This window comes from Stenotrophomonas sp. SMYL11, from assembly GCF_036320005.1.
Classification (GTDB): domain Bacteria; phylum Pseudomonadota; class Gammaproteobacteria; order Xanthomonadales; family Xanthomonadaceae; genus Stenotrophomonas; species Stenotrophomonas maltophilia_A.
This window is the reverse complement of the sequence record NZ_JAWIRS010000007.1, coordinates 63,615-82,301: the sequence shown is the minus strand read 5'-3', so window position 1 is coordinate 82,301 and position 18,687 is coordinate 63,615. Positions and strand designations below refer to the sequence as shown.

Genomic DNA, 18,687 nt, shown 5'->3' with positions numbered 1-18,687 from the left:
TCGTTTCACACGCATGGAGATGGTGTGACCCCCCGTGTCGGCGAGGGTTCCCCCCTTCGTTCGGCTGCGGTTTGGGTTGCGCAGGACCTGCAGCCATGCTCACGCCCGCTTTGCACGCCGCGCGCGAGGCTGTTGCTCTTGTCGTGTGGAGGCGTTGCCATGCAATACGCGCTGTACTACTGGACCGGCATCCAGGGCCGTGGCGAGTTCGTGCGTCTGGCACTGGAAGATGCGGGTGCCGACTACATCGACATGGCGCGGGTGCACGGCGATGCAGTGATGCAGGTGTTTCTCGATGGCAGCAGTGAAGGTGCGCAGCCCTTCGCGCCTCCGTTCCTGAAGGCCGGTCGCCAGCTTATCGCGCAGGTCGCAGCGATCCTGGATTTCCTGGGTCCGACGCTGGACCTGGTGCCGCAGGCGGCCTCGCGGCGGATGCAGGCACTGCAGTTGCAGCTGACCATCGCCGACCTGGTGGCCGAGGTGCATGACACCCACCATCCGATCGCTGCATCGAAGTACTACGAAGAGCAGAAGACCGAGGCCAAGGCACGCGCCGCGTCACTGCGCAGCGAACGGCTGCCGAAGTTCCTCGGCTACTTCGAACAGGTGCTGGCCGCCAACGGTGGCCGCCATGCACTGCGCGAGCACTCGTATGTGGATCTGTCGCTGTTCCAGCTGCTGAGCGGGCTGGACTACATGTTCCCACGCCGCATGCAGGCACTGGAACCGAACCTGCCCCTGCTGCGTGCGCTGCAGGAGCGGGTGGCCAAGCGGCCCAGCATCGCCGCCTATCTGACCTCGGAGCGGCGATTGCCGTTCAACACCAACGGCATCTTCCGCCACTACCCGGAGCTGGATGGGGAGCGGTCGTGGGGGGGGGGGGGGGGGGGGGGGGGGGGGGGCCCCCCCCCCCCCCCCGGCGGGGGGGGGGGGGGGGCCGGGGCGCCGGCCCCGCCCCCCCCCCCCCCCCCCCCCCCCCCCCCCCCGCCGCCCCCCCCCCCCCCCCCCCCACTACTCTGCGGTCAGCTGTTCTCACCCAGCGGTTTCACCGCCTGCTTCTGCAGCGACAGCAGGCCCAGCAGCACTGCCAGTGCCACGTAGGCGCCGGCGAACTGCCAGCTGATGATGCGTGCCAGCCCTTCCAGCTCCCAAGGCAGGTAGATGCCACCGCGCGGGTCCACCGAGTGGATCAGGCCGAACAGGGTCAGCACCGCGGCCACTAGCAGGAAGCCGCAGGCACGGCGCAGGCGGCCATCGACCATTGCCGCCACCGCCGAGATCCACAGCATCGAGGTGATGATGAAGCCATTGCCCAGAGTGAAGATCACCGCCAGTTCCGGCAGGCCGTGGCCGTCGAGCTTGGTCAGCAGCTGCGGCAGCTGGTCCGGCGCGATCCAACCCGGCGCCTTGATCGCCAGCAGGTAGGCCACCGACGGCAGGAAACCGAACACCATCGCGCCGGTATGGTGACGCGGCGTGGCCTGGAACGCCTGGGTGGTGATGTCGATGGCCACGTACACGATGATCGGCGCCAGCACCGCCAGCGGCAGCCACTGCACCAACCCGGAGATGATGCCGAGCATGCCGCCGATGCCGACGAACAGGCCGGTCAGCAGCGTGTAGCCGCTGCGCGCGCCCATGTGCTTGTAGGCCGGCTGGCCGATGTACGGCGTGGTCTGCGCCACGCCACCGCAGACACCGGCGACCAGCGTGGCCACCGCTTCCACCAGCAGGATGTCGCGGGTGCGGTAGTCATCACCAGCGGCGCGTGCGCTTTCGGACACGTTGATGCCACCGACCACCATCAGCAGGCCGAACGGCAGCAGCAGCGGCAGGTAGGTCATCGCGGTGGGCAGGCCGTCGACGAAGCCCAGCGTCGGCAGCGGCAGCACCACCTGCGGCGGCACCCACTCCGGCACATGGAAGCCCGGCGCGCCCAGCCCGGCCAGGCCCAGCCCGTAATACAGCACGGTGCCGAACACGAAGGCCAGCAGCACGCCGGGGCCACGCACCGGCAGCTTGCCCTTGGCGATCAGCACGTACAGCAGCAAACCGAGCGTAGTGAAGCCGACCAGCGGCGAGCGCAGCGTTTCCAGCAGCGGTAGCAGGCCCATCAGCACCAGCGCAATGCCGGCGATGGAACCCAGCAGCGCGGCTCGCGGCAGCGCGCGGGTGACCGCTTCACCGAAGAACGACAGCACGAACTTGAGCACGCCCATGATGACCAGCGCGGCCATGCCCAGCTGCCAAGTGGCGATGCCCGCAGCGTGCGGGTCCATGCCCTGCTGCTTGAACGCGAGGAAGGCCGGGCCGAGCACCAGCAGCGCCATGCCGATGCTGGTCGGTGCATCCAGGCCCAGCGGCATGGCGGTGACATCATCGCGGCCGGTACGCGCAGCCAGCCGGCGTGCCATCAGCGTGTACAGCAGGTTGCCGACGAGCACGCCGAAGGCGGTGCCGGGGAACATGCGGCCGAACACTACGTCGGCGGGGAACTGGAAGATCCCGACCAGGGCCATGGCGATGAAGCCGAGGATGGAGAGGTTGTCGACGACCAGGCCGAAAAAGCCGTTGAAGTCGCCGGCAACGAACCAGCGACGCGGAGCGGCGGAAGCGGGAGCAGACATGGAAGGGGCGGTGGGGGTGGGGACCGCCGATGGTAGGCCCAGCGGGGCCGGCGCGCCAATTCCGTCGTGGAATGATGGGTTCCAGCCAACGGCGGGGCCCCTCGTGACTGGGTTGGTCGCCGAAAGCGGGTTTATCGGAGTGGGCCGTGCGGGGTCGGCTGCGCAGGACACGCCGAAAACCCCCAGACCGGCCCAGCCGCTGGCGGCTGTGCGTTCGGGCGCTTGCGAAGCAGTGCTTCGCAAGCAAAGCGCCCTCACCCTTGGGGGCTCGATGGCGCCATCCATGGCGCCAACGGTCCTGCACAGCCCCCCGCCCGGCCCCTGACAGTTTCCTGCGGGTGCCAGCCACGGAAGAGAATCAAGAGATCAAAAGCAAAGGCAGGCTCTCGTTGTAGAGCCGAGACCACGCTCGGCTGCTGTACGCGAAGCCTCTGAGCCGAGCATGGCTCGGCTCTACAGAAGATCATTTCGATCTTTCTTACGTTATCCACGCATGGCGTGGATCTACCGTGTCGACCAAGGTCGACACCTACCAACAGCAGCGGAAAACTGTCGAAGGCGGGGGGGGGGGGGGGGGGGGGGGGGGGGGGGGGGGGGGGGGGGGGGGGGGGGGGGGGGCGCCCCCCCCCGCCCCCCCCCCCCCCCCCCCCCCCCCCCCCCCGCCCCCCCCCCCCCCCCCCCCCCCCCACCCCGCCATCCCTCAGCAAACCAGCTTCTGCTCTGGCTCTGGCTCTGGCTCGTAGCGGGTGCAGGGCGCAGCCCTGCATCGACAAACCCCTACTTCTTCAGGAAGTTGTCCACCAGCAGATGCTTCACGTCGTCGAAGCGGCCGTTCAGCACCGCCTTGGCGGCATACAGCGCCGTACCGGCCACCTGCTTGGCCTCGATCTGCGGCGGCATCACCAGCTCGGCGCGGCTGGTGTGCACGTCCAGCAGCGCCGGGCCGCGCTGGGACAGGAAATCCTGCACCGCCTCCTCCAGATCCTCGCTGCGGGTCACCGTGCGGCCATGGAAGCCGATCACTTCGGCCAGACGGCCGAAGTCCGGGTTCTTCAGGTCGGTGTAGTTGTCCAGCAGGCCTTCCACCTTCTGCTCCAGCTCGACGAAATTCAGCGAGCCGTTGTTGAACACCACCACCTTGATCGGCAGGTTTTCCTGCACGGCCGTCAACAGATCGCCCAACAGCATCGCCAGGCCACCATCGCCGGACAGCGAGATCACCTGCCGGCCCGGGAAGGCCTTCTGCAGGCCCAGTGCCTGTGGCATCGCATTGGCCATCGTGCCGTGCAGCAGGCTGGTCAGCGTGCGGCGGCGGCCGTTGACGCGGATGTGGCGCAACACCCACACCATCGGCGAGCCACCGTCGGCGGTAAACAGTGCATCATCGGTGGCATATTTCGACAGCAGCGCGGTTAGGTGCTGCGGATGGATCAGCTCGCCCTCACCGGGCTGCTCTTCCTTCTCGCGCTTCTTCAGTGCCTTGTCACGGCGCTCGATGCATTCGTCCAGGAAGCTGCTGTCCTCGCGCGGCGGCAGCATCGGCAGCAAGGCGTCCAGCGTCGGCGCGATATCACCGACCACGCCAACGTTCACCGGATGGCGGCGGCCGAGGTGGCTGCCATCGCGGTCGACCTGGATGATCGTGGCCTTGTCCGGGTAGAACTGGCCCCAGGCGAAGTCGGCGCCGAGCAGCAGCAGCGTGTCGCACTCCATCAGCGTGTGGAAGCCGGATTCGATGCCGAAGATGCCTGTCATGCCCATGTTGTACGGGTTGTCCGGCTCGACGAAATCCTTGGCGCGCGAGGTGTGCGCCACCGGCGCCTGCAACCTGCGCGCCAGTTCCAACAACTGCGCGTGCGCGCCCTGGCAACCGGCACCGGCATAGATGCCGATGCGCTTGCCCTGCCCCAGCAGCTCGGCGATGTGCTGAAGCTCGGTGTCGGACGGACGCAGCACCGGCTGGGTGTAGTGCACCGAGAACGGCACATCGTGCTTCACCTCGGCCTCGCTGATGTCAGCCGGCAGGATCACTACGGCGACGCCGCGACGGCTGATCGCAGCCTGGCAGGCCAGCGCCACCACGCGTCGCGCCTGTTCTGCACTGTGCACCTGTTCGCAGAACACCGTGCAGCTGCCATAGACCGCCTTGAAATCCACTTCCTGCGGGAACTCCATGCCCAGCTCGCTGGTGACGATCTGGCTGGCGATCAGCACCATCGGCGCGCGATTGCGGTTGCTTTCGAAGATGCCGTTGATGAAGTGCAGGCCACCAGGCCCACAGGAACCGGCGCAGGCGGTCAGTTCGCCACTTACCAGCGAATCGGCACCAGCGGCGAATGCGGCCACTTCCTCATGCCGTACGTGCACCCAGGCGATCTCGCTGCCATGCATCGCATCAGTCACATGGTTGAGCGTATCGCCCACGATGCCGTAGCAACGGCGGACACCAGCCTGCTGCAGGGCGTCCACCACGATTTCGGCCACGCGCTTGCTCATCGGATACATCCTCGAACGGGGGAACGTCCGAGGCTAGACCTGATGAAGTGACGCCCCCGTGGGCATGGCGCGCATCGCCTCGTTCTGCAAACCCGGGGCGGATCCCTCGTCAATCGTTGACGTTGATCCAGCCTTCCACCGCGCCCTGCTTCGGGTTGCGGTAGCGCAGCTTCATCCAGCCATCCTGTTCATCCACCATTTCCACGCGGTCGCCCTGCACCAGGTAGCGCTTCGTGCTGGAAGCACCTGGCCGATCGAACAGGAACAACCGCGCGGGAATCACGGTGGCCTGCTGACCACGCAGCGGTCCATCCGGCGGTGCGCCCAGGCCATCGCCGATGGCGCTCTCCAGTACGCGGCCGGCGGGATCATAGGTGCGCCAGACCGCCGGTGGTCCCTGCTCGTCGGTCTGTTCCCATTGCAACGCGGCGTTCACCGTGTCGCCCAGCATCAGCACGCTCTCGCTGCGGTAGAGGTAGAGCGTTGCGCCCGAGAACCGGTACTGGTCGGCGTACCACATCGGGCCACTGCGGCAGCTGCTGGTCAGGGTTCGAGTGGCAGCATCCACGCTCAACCCCATCAGGTCACCGCAGCTGTCCTTGCCATGGGTGTCGGCCTGCAGCGCGCGGAAGCCCGCACTGGCCGGGTCGAAGCGGTACACCGCCACCGCCTCGTTGACCATGCCCGCCGATGCACGCGCGACCAGTTCCGGGTAGCCATCGAAATCGACGTCTTCCAGCGACCAGCGCGAATTGCCGTCGGCATCGGCCACGCCCTCAAGCGTCTGGCGCGTGCCTGACGGTGACAGCTGCACCGCGATGCTGCCGTCCTGCTGGGGATCGGCATGCGCCTGCACATGCGCGGCCACCTGGAAGCGCAGCGTTTCGCCGTCGTCCCCACCCGCCTGCGCCGATGGTGCCAGCACGCCTGCCAATGCCAGGCCCAGCAGGCATTCCCTGTAGTTCATCATTGCTCCCTGCGGCACCGCGGCGGCACCTTCAACTCAGAACGATACCTCGACCGGCTGCCGCGACCACAGCACCGATTGATGCCTGGTCTGCTGCTTCCACGCCAGGCGGATGGCTTCGATATCGGCACGGCGCTGCGGGGTGTCCTCGTGCAGCACCACCAGCACCTTGGTGCGCAGGCGATTGGGCGAGGCATCGCCGCGGAACAGCCACTGGCCATACGCATCGAACACGGTCAGGCCATCCGGGAAGCGCGGGGTCACTTCCTTGTCCAGGAAGGTGCGCCACTGCGCCTCGCTGATGGTGTCGGCCTGCGGGCGGTTGCCGGCACCCTGCTCCTCACCTACGCCGAAGTACAGCTCGCTGCGCACCCAGCCGTGACCAGCGGACGGCCGTGCGGCATCACCCTTCAGTTCGGCGGTGGTGGCCGTGGCATAGGCGCTGGGCGCCTGCGAGGACAGGCTGGCGCAGCCACTGGTGGCCAGCAGCACGGCAAAGACGAGGCCAAGGTGTTTCATTGGTACAGCTCCGGGGAAGGGGGACAAGGCGAGCCGGCAGCGTACAGCGCCATCGGCCCGGCGTGCTGATGCCAACCGGGCATCAGCTCATGCCGAACCAGCAGGGGCTTGCATCGGCACCGGCCATCACGCGAAGATAATATATCGCTTCATCCGGATGGATGTAAGTGAAACCATCTCCCCCCCTTCCCCGTCGTCGTTGTTGCTGGAGCTCCCATGTCCGTCCGCCTGCCCGCGTCGCCGCTCGGCCTCGCCATCGCCCTCGCGCTTTCCTCCACCGCTGTCCCGGCTCTGGCCCAGGACGCCACCAACCTCGACACCGTGATCGTCACCGGCACCCGTGCCGCCGACCGCACCGTGCTCGAATCCACCTCGCCGGTGGACGTGCTCACCGCCGAGGACATCCGCAAGGCAGGTGTGGTCAACGGTGAGCTGGGCAGTGCGCTGCAGGCCCTGCTGCCGTCGTTCAACTTCCCGCGCCAGTCCAACTCCGGCGGCGCCGACCACGTGCGCGCGGCGCAGCTGCGTGGCCTGTCGCCGGACCAGGTGCTGGTGCTGGTCAATGGCAAGCGCCGCCACCACACCGCGCTGGTCAACACCGACAGCAAGATCGGCAAGGGCACCACGCCGGTCGACTTCAATTCGATCCCGGTCAGCGCGATCAAGCGCATCGAAGTGCTGCGCGACGGCGCCGGTGCGCTGTACGGCTCGGACGCCGTGGCCGGCGTGATCAACGTGATCCTCGACAACGGCGGTGACGGTGGCGAGATCGAGGCCAGCTACGGCGCCAACCACACCGACCTCAAGCCGATCGGCCGCACTCTCACCGACGGCCAGACCGGCAACATCAGCGCCAAGGTCGGCACCTCGCTGGGCGAAGACGGCGGCTTCCTGCGCGTGGGCCTGGAGTACAAGCACCGCAACGGCACCAACCGCGCCGGCTTCGATCAGATTCCGCCGTGGGACCAGACGCCGGACAACCTGGCGCTGCAGGGCAAGCGCAACTATGTGCTGGGCGATGGCAAGAGCAAGGACATCAACCTGTGGCTGAACACCGAGATCCCGGTGGGCCAGACGTCGACGTTCTACGCGTTCGGCACCTTCAACCAGCGGGATACCGAAGGCGCGAACTACTTCCGCTACCCCGATGGCGATGCCAACTGGAAAGAGGTCTATCCGAACGGTTACCGGCCGATCTCCGAAGGCGAGAACCGCGACGTGCAGGCTGTGGCCGGCGTGCGCGGCCAGTGGGGTGAATGGAGCTACGACGGCAGCCTGGATTACGGCCAGAACGACTTCACCTACCGCCTGCGTGATTCGCTCAACGCGTCGCTGGGCCCGGCCAGCCCGACCCGCTTCAAGACCGCTGACTACGAATACGCACAGACTGTGGGCAACCTCGATCTGAGTCGCGTATTCACCCAGAGCGACAGCATCAGCCACACGCTGGGCCTGGGCGTGGAAGCGCGCCACGAGCGCTACCAGACCCGCCCGGGTGACCCGGCCAGCTACGCCGCAGGCCCGTACACCGACCGCCCGACCGGGTCGCAGGCCGGTGGCGGTCTGACCCCGCAGGACGCGGCTACCCTGTCGCGCGACGTGGCCAGCGCCTATGCCAGCCTGTCCAGCCAGTTCGGCGGTAAGTTCTCCTCCGATCTGGCCGCGCGCTACGAGCACAACGACGACTTCGGCGGCGAACTGACCGGCAAGCTCGGCCTGCGCTATGAATTCACCCCGGCGTTCGCGCTGCGCGGCGCGATCTCCAACAACTTCCGTGCGCCGTCGCTGGCGCAGATCGGCTACGAATCCACCTCCACCGGCTACAACGCCGGCGGCCAGCTGGTACAGGGCCGCCTGTTGTCGGTCAACAACCCGATCGCGCGCGGCCTGGGTGCGCAGAACCTGAAGCCGGAAAAGTCGATCAACACCTCGCTGGGCTTCACCAGCCGCATCGGTGAGCACTTCGACCTGTCGCTGGACTTCTTCCAGATCGACATCGACGACCGCATCGCGCTGTCGGAAAGCATCACCGGCGATGCGCTGACCGACTACGCGGCCGCCAATTACGGCGTCACTGGCCTGCAGAGCGCCAGCTTCTTCGTCAACGCGGCCGATACCCGCACCCGCGGCGCCGAGCTGGTGAGCAACTGGCGCCAGTCGCTGGGCGATGGCCAGCTGCTGCTGACCGGCACCTACGCGTACACGAAGACCACGCTGAAGAACGTGCTGGCCACGCCGGCACAACTACGTGCACTGAATCCGGACTACGTGCTGTTCGGCATCGAAGAAACCAACACTCTTACCGATGCTACGCCGCGTACGCGTGGCAGTTTCTCGGCCGCATGGAGTAACGACCACTGGTCGCTGAGCACCCGCGTGAATCGCTACGGCAGCGCCACCCGCGTGTTCAACTTCGGTGACGGCTACATCCCGCGCCAGACCTACCAGGCCGAGTGGCAGCTGGATGCGGAAGTGGAGTACCGCATCACCCCGCAATGGAGCGTGGCCATCGGCGGGCAGAACCTGACCGACAACTACCCGGATCGATCCAACAGCGATATCCATTACTTCGGCAACCTGCCATATGACGTGCTGTCGCCGATCGGCAGCAATGGCGCGTACTACTACGGCCGGGTCCGCTACACGTTCTGATTTCGCCAGTCCGGTAGTGCCGGCCGCTGGCCCGCAACCTCAGGGTGCATCCAGGGATCATGACGTTGCCGGCCAGCGGCCGGCACTACCAAATCCGTAGCCTGCCCTAGACCCCGCGTACACGCCCGCGCTGGCAAGCTGGGCGTCATGGCTGAACCGCTCCCCCTGCGTCCGCCACCGCCATTGCTGGATGACGCCTGTGCGTTGTTCCTCGATGTCGACGGCACCCTGATCGAATTCGCTGCACGCCCGGATGCCGTGCAGTTGCTGCCGGATGTGCGTGAAGCCATCGGCCGCATCAGCGACCGCCTGGAAGGTGCCGTGGCACTGGTCAGTGGTCGCCCGCTTGAACAGCTGGATCAACTGTTCGCGCCGTTGAAGCTGCCCGCCGCCGGCCTGCATGGCCACGAACTGCGCGGCGAAGACGGTCGCGTCCTGCGCGACGAACACGACGACGACACCGCCGAGTGGCTGCACGCGCTGCACCAGCAGGCGATGCGCTTCGCCCATGGCCATCCCGGCGTGCTGGTGGAAGACAAGGGCGTCGGCCTGGCGCTGCATTGGCGCGGTGCGCCGCACGCGGCAAGTGATGTCCGCGCCTTCGCCGACCGCCATGTGCGTGGCCGTGCCAGCTACCGCCTGCAGCCCGGCGACCATGTGGTCGAATTCGTTCCGGTCGGCACCGACAAGGGCCGTGCCGTGCGCCGGATGATGCAGTACCTGCCGTTCCGCGGCCGCCTGCCGGTGTTTCTCGGCGATGACCTGACCGATGAGTTCGGCTTCGACGCCGCCAATGGCCAGCATGGCTGGAGCGTGCTGGTGGGCGAACGTGAACCCAGCAAGGCGGTGTTCGCGCTGCCCGACATACGCAGCGTGCACGCCTGGCTGCGTGAGAATGCCTATTGACCCGGCCACCCCACGGCCGCAACCGAGATGTACCGCGTGATGACCCAACCCGATCTTGATCTGGGCGTGGTCGGCAACGGCAGCTTCGGCGCCCTGGTCGACAAACGTGCCCGCGTTGTCTGGAGCTGCCTGCCCACCTTCGACGGCGACCCCACCTTCTGTGCCCTGCTCGGCCCCAACCAGCAGACCGGTGGCGACTTCGCCATCGAACTGGAGGACTTCGCGAGCAGCGAGCAGGAATACCTGACCAACACCGCAATCCTGCGTACCGTGCTGCGCGACGCGCACGGTGGCGAACTTGAAATCCTCGATTTCGCGCCACGCTGGCGGCAGAACGACCGCTTCTACCGCCCGGTCAGCCTGATCCGCCAAGTGCGCCCGCTGGCCGGCAGCCCACGCATCACCGTGCACGCACGGCCGCTGGCCGACTGGGGCGCGCGCGTGCCCGAGTCCACCTGGGGCAGCAACCATGTGCGCTGGATCCTGCCCGAGCACGTGCTGCGGCTGACCACCGATGTGCCGGTGCGCTTCATCCGCGATGGCCTGCCGTTCGTGCTCAACCACCCCATCCACCTGATCCTGGGCGTGGATGAATCGCTCAACCGCTCGATCAGCGGCTACGTGCAGGAGTCATTCCAGCGCACCCGCGACTACTGGCGTGAATGGGTGCGTTACCTGTCCATTCCGCTGGAATGGCAGGACGCGGTGATCCGCAGTGCGATCACGTTGAAGCTGTGCCAGTACGAGGACAGCGGCGCGATCATCGCGGCGATGACCACCTCCATTCCCGAAGCGCCCGGCAGCGTGCGCAACTGGGATTACCGCTACTGCTGGCTGCGCGATGCGGCGTTCGTGGTGCGTGCGCTGAACCGCCTCGGCGCGACGCGCACGATGGAGCAGTTCCTCGGCTACATCTTCAACCTGGCAACCACCGACGGCACGCTGCAGCCACTGTATGGCATCGGCTTCGAGGCCAAGCTGGACGAGGACGAAGTACCCAGCCTGTCCGGCTACCGCGGCATGGGCCCGGTGCGGCGCGGCAACCTGGCCTGGGTGCAGCGCCAGCACGATGTCTACGGCAGCGTGGTGCTGGCGTCCACGCAGCTGTTCTTCGACCGGCGCCTGCAGGACCCGGGCGATGCGCACACCTTCGCCCGCCTCGAACCGCTGGGCGAGCAGGCGTTCGCCCTGCACGACGTACCCGATGCCGGTCTTTGGGAATTCCGCGGCCGCACCGAAGTGCACACCTACACCAGCGCGATGTGCTGGGCGGCGTGCGACCGCCTGTGCAAGATCGCGGTGCGCCTGAAGCGCGACGACCGCGCCCACTACTGGCGCCAGCGCGCCGACACCATCCACGCGCGCATCATGGCCGAATCCTGGAACGAAGAACTGGGCCATTTCACCGATACCTTCGGTGGCCACCGGCTGGATGCCTCGCTGCTGCTGCTGGCCGACATCGGCTTCATCGACGCGATGGATGCGCGCTTTATCGCCACCGTCGACGCCATCGGGCGCGACCTCAAGCATGGCAACTCGCTGTACCGCTATGTCGCGCCGGATGACTTCGGCGAACCGGAAACCAGCTTCACCATCTGCACCTTCTGGTACATCGATGCGCTGGCGGCGATTGGGCGCATGGACGAAGCACGCGGGATGTTCGAGCTGCTGCTGAAACAGCGCAACCACCTGGGCCTGCTGTCGGAGGATCTGGCCTTCGACAGCGGCGAGGCCTGGGGCAATTTCCCGCAGACCTATTCGCACGTCGGCCTGATCACCGCCGCAATGCGCCTGTCGCGGTCCTGGCAGGAGGCGTCGTGAGTCGTCTGGTGGTGGTTTCAAACCGCGTGGCCGTACCGGGCGAGAACCGCGCCGGCGGCCTGGCGGTGGGCCTGCTGGCCGCGCTGAAGGAACGTGGCGGCATGTGGTTCGGCTGGAGCGGCAAGAGCGTACGCGACGGCAGCGGCACGCTGCACACGCAGAAGGATGGCGATATCGAATTCGTCACCCTCGACCTGAGCAAGCGCGAGGTCGATGGCTACTACAACGGTTTCGCCAATCGCACCCTCTGGCCGTTGCTGCACTTCCGTCTGGATCTGGTCGACTACGACCGGGGCACCCGCGAGACCTACCATAAGGTCAACGCGCTGTTCGCCGACAAGCTCGCGCCGCTGCTGCGCGAGGACGACATCGTCTGGATCCACGACTACCACCTGATCCCGCTTGGTGCGCTGCTGCGCGAGCGTGGCATCGGCTGCCGCATCGGCTTCTTCCTGCACATCCCGATGCCGTCGGCCGACCTGCTGCAGGCCATGCCCGACCACCTTCGGTTGTTCTCCGCGCTGTACGCCTACGATCTGGTCGGCTTCCAGACCCAGCGCGACGCCGATCGCTTCCAGACCTACCTGCGCCTGTTCGGCGGCGGCCGCGTGCTCGACAACGGCGAGCTGGAAGCACCGGGCGGGCGCCGCTTCCGTGCGGCGGCGTTCCCGATCGGTATCGACACCGAGCTGATCGCGCGACAGGCCGGCACCGCCGCCACCAAGGCCGCTGTGAAGAACCTGCGCAACAGCCTGCGTGACCGCCAGCTGGCGATCGGCGTGGATCGCCTGGACTATTCCAAGGGCCTGCCCGAACGCTTCCTCGGCTTCGAGCGCTATCTGGAGCGCCATCCGGATCAGCGCGGCTCGCTGACCTACCTGCAGATCGCCCCGGTCTCGCGCGGCGATGTCACCGAGTACCGGCAGCTGCGCAGCCAGCTGGAACAGATCGCCGGGCACATCAACGGTGGCCACGCCGAACCGGACTGGACGCCGCTGCGCTACGTCAACCAGAACTTCACCCATGCCACGCTGACCGGCTTCTACCGGGCGGCGGCAGTAGGCCTGGTCACGCCGCTGCGCGATGGCATGAACCTGGTAGCCAAGGAGTACGTGGCGTCGCAGGACCCGGAAGACCCCGGCGTGCTGGTGCTGTCGCTGCTGGCCGGCGCCGCCGACGAACTCAAGCAGGCGCTGCTGGTGAACCCGCATGATCTGGACGGCGTGGCCGACGCCATCGCCACCGCGGCAACGATGTCGCTGCGCAGGCGCAAGGAACGCTGGCACGCGATGATGGAGCACCTGCGCACCTACGACATCAACCACTGGCGCCGCAGCTATCTGGACGCGCTGGAAGGTTGACGAGGCCGCGCCTGTAGCGTCGAGCTTGCTCGACTGGCTCTTGTGGAGTCGAGCCATGCTCGACTGCTATCGGCAGGGAAAAAAACCCCAGTCGAGCATGGCTCGACTCTACAGCAGGCCGGCGGTCAATCCAGGAACCGCGCGGCCTGCTCCGGTGCGGGCAGGTAACAGGCATCATGCCGCCCGAACCAGCGGTAGCGGTTGCGGGCCAGCGCGCGGTACGCGGCATCACGCCAACTGCGCGGCAGCACGCGCAATGCACCGGTCAGGCGCCAGGCGCCGCCCAGACCCGCCAGCACCCGCAGGATCGCATCGGTATCGGTCCAGGCGCCCTGCTCGTCCAGCAGCAGGAACGACATCGGGTCCTGCGGGTCCAGCCCGTGCGCGCGCAACATCGCGCTGCCCTGCGCGCCCTGCATCGCCGCAAAGCGGTAGCGGCCCTTGCGGTCGAAACGCAGCAGGAAGCGCACCCAGCGGTTGCACAGCGCGCACACGCCATCGAACACGATCACCGCGCTGCCGGCCTCGGCGGCGGAATCACTGCGGTTCGAGCCAGCCTTCATAGCGGATCAGGGCTCCGGCCCAGGGCAAGGTCACATCGACCAGGAAAGTGTAACGCTCACCCTGCCAGGCTTCGCGGCAACGCACACCACCAAACCAGCGCCTCGGCAGCGGCAGCAGCCCGAACGCCCAGACCCGCCGCACCGACCAGTCGATGCCACCGTCGCGGGCCTGCAGATCAAATTCGAATCGCACCGCGCCCAACTGCTCGCGCAGGTACCCCTCGTGCGCCCACAGCCGCGACACCATCGGCCAGCGGCCAAACCGCCTCGCCCACTGCTCGCCCTGCCCGTGTGCACTGAACGCCACTTCGGTGGGCAGCGCGTCGCCGTCCTTCGGCAACTGCGCCAACGCGGCCAGCAGCGGCACCAGCCAGTGCCGCCCTCTCACGATGCGCGCCTGCCCCACGTAGCGGCACGGCAACGGCGCGGCATGCAGCGCCTGCACCGGCGTGGCCAGGGTGGCGAAGGCCGGCCCCAGCACGCGCGTGAACAACGGCGTGGTCAGGGCGCGATCCAGGCCAGGGTCGCCATGCGCCCGGTGCGACGGTCGCGCCGGTGCGAATACAGGTCGGGATCGGCCATCGTCGACACCGTGCCGCCATACACCTGCGCCGGGTCCATGCCCGCCGCCTGCAGGCGCTGACGTGCCAGGGCGAACAGGTCCACCTTCCAGTGCCCCTGGCGTGTCGCCACAAACGCCGCCTCGGCCGCCGGATCATGGCCGACGAAGGCGTGGAAGACCTCTTCGCCGATCTCGTAGTCGGCCGGCCCGGCCGCCGGGCCCAGCCACGCGCGAAGCTGCGCGGACGGGGTCTGCATGGCGGCCACGGTGGCCTCCAGCATGCCGTCGGCCAGCCCGCGCCATCCAGCGTGAGCGGCGCCCACCTCGCTACCGTCGGCAGCGGCGAACACCACCGGCAGGCAGTCGGCGGTCAGGATCGCCAGCACCACGCCGGGCACCGAGGTCACCGCAGCGTCGGCCACCGGTTCGCTTGCGCCAGGCACCGGCGGCGTTGTGAAGCGCAGCACCGTGCTGCTGTGCACCTGGCGCAGCCAGTGCGGTGCCGAGGGCAGCGCCAGCCCCTGCTGCAGCAGCTGGCGGTTGTGCTCCACGTTGGCCGGGGTATCACCATCGGCCGCGTGCCGGTTGCCCAGGTTGAACTGCGCGAACGGCGCCGGCGAAATGCCCGCACCGTGCCGACGCGTGGTCAGCGCATGGACGCCCGGAGGCGCCGGCCAGTCCGCCTGCAGCAAAGGCAACGCGGCGGCCATCACCAGCGGTCCCGCTCGCGTGCGGCGAAGGCTTCGCTGTCTTCGCGCAGCACCTTCATCAGGTGCAGCATGTCGTCCGGCACCGGCGCGGTGTTGCGCACCGGCTCACCGGTGATCGGGTGCGTGAACTCCAGGGTCTCGGCGTGCAGGGCCTGGCGCTTGAAGCCGCGCAGCGCGGCTACCAGCTCATCGCTGGCGCCCTTGGGCAGCTTCAGCGCACCGCCGTACAGCGGGTCACCGATGATCGGATGGCGCACATGCGCCATGTGCACGCGGATCTGATGGGTACGCCCGGTTTCCAGGCGGCACTCCAGCGCGGTGTGCGCACGGAAGCGCTCGCGCAGTCGGTAATGGGTGATCGCTTCCTTGCCGTCCTCGCGCACGGCCATCTTGAGGCGGTCGCGCGGGTGGCGGTCGATCGGGGCATCGGCGGTACCGCCTGCCACCAGCGCACCCATCACGATGGCCAGGTACTGGCGGTGCACGTCGCGCGCGGCCAGCTGCTCGACCAGCGCGGTCTGCGCTTCCAGGGTCTTGGCCACCACCATCACACCGCTGGTGTCCTTGTCCAGGCGGTGCACGATGCCCGCACGCGGCAGCACCGCCACCGACGGGTCGCGGAACAGCAGAGCGTTGACCAGGGTGCCGCTGTGGTTGCCCGCGCCAGGGTGCACCACCAAGCCGACCGGTTTGTTGATCACCAGCAGGTGCTCGTCCTCGAACAGCACGTCCAGCGGGATGTCCTCCGGCTGGGCGTCAGTCTGGGTCTCGAGCACCACATTGAGGGTCACGAGCTCGCCGCCGCGCAGCGGATCGCGCGGGCGCACCTGGGCGCCGTCCAGCAGCACCTCACCGGCCTTGATCCACTCGGTCAGGCGCGAACGCGAGTATTCGGGGAACAGTTCGGCCACGACGGCGTCGAAACGGCGGCCGGCAGCGGTGTCGGGGACGATGGCCTGGCGGGCCGATTCAGAGGGTTGTTCAGACATGGCAGGGGGCATTCTTTGAAATTTTGGGGTCCCGGCGGCCGGTTTCAGTCGCTGGACAGGACACTAGGCTATCATCGACCCTTCGTATTCCAGCCGCGTCCCGCCTCGACCCCATGATCCGACGCTCCGCCATGCTCTCCGCGCCCGTCCGCCTCACCGCCCTGCTGCTGGTGCTGGTCATCGCCGCCACCGGCTGCCACCGTGGTGCCAAGAAGGGTGATCGCCCCGATGAAGGGACGCCGGTCGAACAGTTGTACGAGAAGAGCCACAAGCTGATGCAGGGTGGCAACTGGAGCGGCGCCGAAGCCAGCTTCCGCCGCCTGGTGGCCCAGTATCCGTACGGTCCGTATACCGAGCAGGCGATGATCGAGACCGCCTACGCCCAGTACAAGGCCGGCAAGCACGATGACGCGGTGTCCAGCATCGACCGCTTCATCCGTACCTACCCGACCCATCGCAACATCGCGTACCTGTACTACCTGCGCGGCCTGGCCAACTCCAATCGCAGTACGGTTTTCCTGCGCCGCGTATGGTCGCTGGATGCAAGCCGCCGCGACCTGTCCACGCCGCACCAGGCGTATTCGGACTTCAACATCGTGGTGGACCGCTACCCGAACAGCCGCTACGCCGCCGATGCGCGCCAGCGCATGCTGGAGCTGCGTGACGTGTTCGCCCAGCATGAGCTGGACAACGCCCTGTACTACATGCGCCGCGGCGCCTGGGTCTCGGCCGCCGGCCGCGCCAACTACCTGCTGGAAACCTACCCGCAGAGCGCGTTCCAGTACGACGCCGTGGCTGTGCTGGCCGATTCCTACACCCACCTGGGCAACAAGACCCTGGCCGACGATGCCCGCCGCGTCCTGCAGCTGAACCAGCCGGACCACCCGTGGCTGGAAGGCAAGTGGCCGAAGTACCCGTGGATGATCCGCAAGCTGAACCCGTTTGCCGGCGAGAAATCCGCCAGCACCGGCCAGCGCAACTCGCGACTGGAAAAGAAATAAGAGAGGGCCCCGAAAGGGGCCCTTCCCTTTTGTAGAGTCGAGCCATGCTCGACCGCTTCCTGCAGGACGCTCAGCGCGCGGCGGCATCCCGGGGCCCCGCCTAGGAATTCTACGAATTCCCGGCGGATGCGACGCCGGTCGCATCCCGCTCCGGCGACGTCCTCCACACTTCGGCGCAACGGCCATCCCGGCCGTGAAGGAGCGCCCCATGACCCTACCGCCCCGCCGTTTCCGCCCCCTCGCCTGCCTCCTTGCCACCGCCCTGCTGGCGCTGTCCTCGGGCCCCCTGACTGCCGCACCGGTTGCACCGGGCGATCTGCTGTCCGCTGCCCCCTATCGCGCGTCATGGGTGCCGTCCAAGGCCGCGCAGGCCTACAAGCTCCACTACCGCACCCCGGATCTTCGCGGCCAGCTGGCCGAAGGCACCGGCCTGCTGTACCTGCCCGCCGGCGCGGCTCCAGCGGGCGGCTGGCCGGTGGTGTCCTGGGCACATGGCACCCAGGGCATCGCCGATCGCTGCGCGCCCTCGGTCTCCGGCCCCTACCAACCCGAACGCGACGGGCGCTTCCTCGATCAGTTCCTGGCCCAGGGCTATGCGGTGGTCGCCGCGGACTACCAGGGGCTCGGCAGCCCCGGCGAGCATGCCTATCTGCACGTCCGCACCGCCGCGCGCAACGCCATCGACCTGGTCAAGGCCAGCCGCCAGTACCTGGGCAACGCAACACTGTCGCCGCGCTGGGTATCGGTTGGTCATTCACAGGGTGGCGCTGCAGCCCTCACAGCCGGGCATCTGGCGCCCACCTATGGTGGCCCTTCCCTGCACTACCGCGGCAGCTTCACCACCGGCACGCCCACCGCCGTCGAGCTGACCGCGCTGGTGATGAAGCCGGACAACCGCACCGCCAACCCTGGCGCGCTCAACGCCTATCACGCGTATCTGCTCGACGGTCTGTTGCAGGTTGCGCCGCAGATCGACCGCGTCCTCAGCGACACCGGTCGCGCCCGCGTGGCAGTGGCACGCGAGCAGTGCCTGGGCGAACTGGCTGCCACCCTGGACGGCGCGGATACCGGCAGCATGTTCACTGCACCGCTGACCAGCGTGCCGGGCATCTGGGCGGCGCTGTACGACTATCTCGGCGTACCGCGCCGCGGCTTCAGCCAACCGCTGATGCTGGGCCACGGCAGGGAGGACCGCGATGTGCCCTATCTGACCACCCTGCTGTATGCCGCAGGCCTGGCCCTGCGAGGCGAGCCGGTAGCATTCCGTCGCTATCCGGTCGACCACCGCGGCACGCTGGATGCGGCGGCGGCGGATGGCCTGGCGTTTGTGCGGGCACGGCTGGGGGACGGACGCTTCAACGACGCTGCGGAAACTGCCAGCCTCGAACAGCTGCTTGAGGACGCCCAGTAGGTCCACGCCGTGCGTGGATACGCGGTATACGGGTTGCCGGCCAGCGGCCGGCACTACCGAACGCGGTAGAGCCACGCCATGCGTGGATACGCGGTATGCGGG

14 protein-coding genes and 1 pseudogene are annotated in these 18,687 nt (G+C 67.7%); 7 read left to right on the top strand and 8 right to left on the bottom strand.

Annotation, left to right across the window (positions count from 1 at the left end):
• Positions 1-159 precede the first annotated feature (159 nt).
• A pseudogene (locus V3B46_RS11985) lies at positions 160-858 on the top strand (glutathione S-transferase); the annotation flags it as partial.
• Between the two features lie 164 nt (positions 859-1,022).
• Here the strand turns inward: V3B46_RS11985 and V3B46_RS11980 are convergent.
• The 4 genes from V3B46_RS11980 to V3B46_RS11965 form a co-directional block, all read right to left on the bottom strand.
• The gene (locus V3B46_RS11980) at positions 1,023-2,627 is read right to left on the bottom strand and encodes a SulP family inorganic anion transporter (protein WP_164171550.1); all 1,605 of its coding nucleotides are present in this window, start codon (positions 2,625-2,627) and stop codon (positions 1,023-1,025) included.
• Positions 2,628-3,404: 777 nt separating this feature from the next.
• Positions 3,405-5,123 (bottom strand): thiamine pyrophosphate-dependent enzyme, encoded by a 1,719-nt coding sequence (locus V3B46_RS11975; RefSeq protein ID WP_329891974.1) that lies wholly within the window; start codon positions 5,121-5,123, stop codon positions 3,405-3,407.
• 109 nt (positions 5,124-5,232) lie between these two features.
• Complete coding sequence (locus V3B46_RS11970; protein ID WP_329891973.1) at positions 5,233-6,090, bottom strand: XAC2610-related protein; 858 nt, start codon at positions 6,088-6,090, stop codon at positions 5,233-5,235.
• A gap of 36 nt (positions 6,091-6,126) precedes the next feature.
• Positions 6,127-6,609 (bottom strand): DUF3574 domain-containing protein, encoded by a 483-nt coding sequence (locus tag V3B46_RS11965; protein WP_197562144.1) that lies wholly within the window; start codon positions 6,607-6,609, stop codon positions 6,127-6,129.
• A gap of 216 nt (positions 6,610-6,825) precedes the next feature.
• Between V3B46_RS11965 and V3B46_RS11960 the strand changes: the two genes are divergently transcribed.
• The 4 genes from V3B46_RS11960 to otsA all read left to right on the top strand — a co-directional run bounded on the left by V3B46_RS11960 (position 6,826) and on the right by otsA (position 13,349).
• Positions 6,826-9,261 (top strand): TonB-dependent receptor plug domain-containing protein, encoded by a 2,436-nt coding sequence (locus V3B46_RS11960; protein WP_329891972.1) that lies wholly within the window; start codon positions 6,826-6,828, stop codon positions 9,259-9,261.
• Between the two features lie 147 nt (positions 9,262-9,408).
• Positions 9,409-10,167, top strand: coding sequence for a trehalose-phosphatase (gene otsB, locus V3B46_RS11955; RefSeq protein ID WP_032128814.1), 759 nt, complete (start codon positions 9,409-9,411; stop codon positions 10,165-10,167).
• Positions 10,168-10,206: 39 nt separating this feature from the next.
• Complete coding sequence (locus V3B46_RS11950; RefSeq protein WP_329891971.1) at positions 10,207-11,988, top strand: glycoside hydrolase family 15 protein; 1,782 nt, start codon at positions 10,207-10,209, stop codon at positions 11,986-11,988.
• The gene (otsA, locus tag V3B46_RS11945) at positions 11,985-13,349 is read left to right on the top strand and encodes an alpha,alpha-trehalose-phosphate synthase (UDP-forming) (protein ID WP_032128815.1); all 1,365 of its coding nucleotides are present in this window, start codon (positions 11,985-11,987) and stop codon (positions 13,347-13,349) included. Before V3B46_RS11950 ends, otsA begins: the two co-directional genes overlap by 4 nt.
• Positions 13,350-13,474: 125 nt before the next feature.
• Here otsA and V3B46_RS11940 read toward each other — a convergent pair whose 3' ends face one another.
• From V3B46_RS11940 to rluD, 4 genes are read right to left on the bottom strand one after another with little or no spacing between them, the layout of a single operon-like run.
• Positions 13,475-13,912 (bottom strand): thiol-disulfide oxidoreductase DCC family protein, encoded by a 438-nt coding sequence (locus V3B46_RS11940; RefSeq protein ID WP_032128816.1) that lies wholly within the window; start codon positions 13,910-13,912, stop codon positions 13,475-13,477.
• Positions 13,887-14,393, bottom strand: a complete 507-nt coding sequence (locus V3B46_RS11935; RefSeq protein WP_032128841.1) for a DUF4166 domain-containing protein — start codon at positions 14,391-14,393, stop codon at positions 13,887-13,889. The genes V3B46_RS11940 and V3B46_RS11935 overlap by 26 nt, the downstream gene beginning before the upstream one ends.
• Positions 14,394-14,413: 20 nt before the next feature.
• The gene (gene pgeF / locus V3B46_RS11930; protein WP_329891970.1) at positions 14,414-15,184 is read right to left on the bottom strand and encodes a peptidoglycan editing factor PgeF; all 771 of its coding nucleotides are present in this window, start codon (positions 15,182-15,184) and stop codon (positions 14,414-14,416) included.
• Positions 15,184-16,173 (bottom strand): 23S rRNA pseudouridine(1911/1915/1917) synthase RluD, encoded by a 990-nt coding sequence (gene rluD, locus V3B46_RS11925; protein WP_080291790.1) that lies wholly within the window; start codon positions 16,171-16,173, stop codon positions 15,184-15,186. Before rluD ends, pgeF begins: the two co-directional genes overlap by 1 nt.
• 113 nt (positions 16,174-16,286) lie before the next feature.
• Between rluD and V3B46_RS11920 the strand changes: the two genes are divergently transcribed.
• Positions 16,287-17,174, top strand: coding sequence for an outer membrane protein assembly factor BamD (locus V3B46_RS11920; protein WP_154353246.1), 888 nt, complete (start codon positions 16,287-16,289; stop codon positions 17,172-17,174).
• Between the two features lie 208 nt (positions 17,175-17,382).
• Positions 17,383-18,585 carry a lipase family protein gene (locus V3B46_RS11915; RefSeq protein ID WP_329891969.1) on the top strand — a complete coding sequence of 401 codons (1,203 nt, stop codon included), beginning with the start codon at positions 17,383-17,385 and terminating at the stop codon, positions 18,583-18,585.
• Positions 18,586-18,687: the final 102 nt, after the last annotated feature.

Bases quoted from the DNA above. Each gene is read 5' to 3' on its own strand.
- pgeF (WP_329891970.1), bottom strand. From the start codon at position 15,184: ATGGCCGCCGCGTTGCCTTTGCTGCAGGCGGACTGGCCGGCGCCTCCG.
- V3B46_RS11970 (WP_329891973.1), bottom strand. From the start codon at position 6,090: ATGAACTACAGGGAATGCCTGCTGGGCCTGGCATTGGCAGGCGTGCTG.
- V3B46_RS11920 (WP_154353246.1), top strand. From the start codon at position 16,287: ATGATCCGACGCTCCGCCATGCTCTCCGCGCCCGTCCGCCTCACCGCC.
- V3B46_RS11915 (WP_329891969.1), top strand. From the start codon at position 17,383: ATGACCCTACCGCCCCGCCGTTTCCGCCCCCTCGCCTGCCTCCTTGCC.
- otsB (WP_032128814.1), top strand. From the start codon at position 9,409: ATGGCTGAACCGCTCCCCCTGCGTCCGCCACCGCCATTGCTGGATGAC.
- V3B46_RS11980 (WP_164171550.1), bottom strand. From the start codon at position 2,627: ATGTCTGCTCCCGCTTCCGCCGCTCCGCGTCGCTGGTTCGTTGCCGGC.
- V3B46_RS11950 (WP_329891971.1), top strand. From the start codon at position 10,207: ATGACCCAACCCGATCTTGATCTGGGCGTGGTCGGCAACGGCAGCTTC.
- rluD (WP_080291790.1), bottom strand. From the start codon at position 16,173: ATGTCTGAACAACCCTCTGAATCGGCCCGCCAGGCCATCGTCCCCGAC.
- V3B46_RS11975 (WP_329891974.1), bottom strand. From the start codon at position 5,123: ATGAGCAAGCGCGTGGCCGAAATCGTGGTGGACGCCCTGCAGCAGGCT.
- V3B46_RS11940 (WP_032128816.1), bottom strand. From the start codon at position 13,912: ATGAAGGCTGGCTCGAACCGCAGTGATTCCGCCGCCGAGGCCGGCAGC.
- V3B46_RS11960 (WP_329891972.1), top strand. From the start codon at position 6,826: ATGTCCGTCCGCCTGCCCGCGTCGCCGCTCGGCCTCGCCATCGCCCTC.
- V3B46_RS11965 (WP_197562144.1), bottom strand. From the start codon at position 6,609: ATGAAACACCTTGGCCTCGTCTTTGCCGTGCTGCTGGCCACCAGTGGC.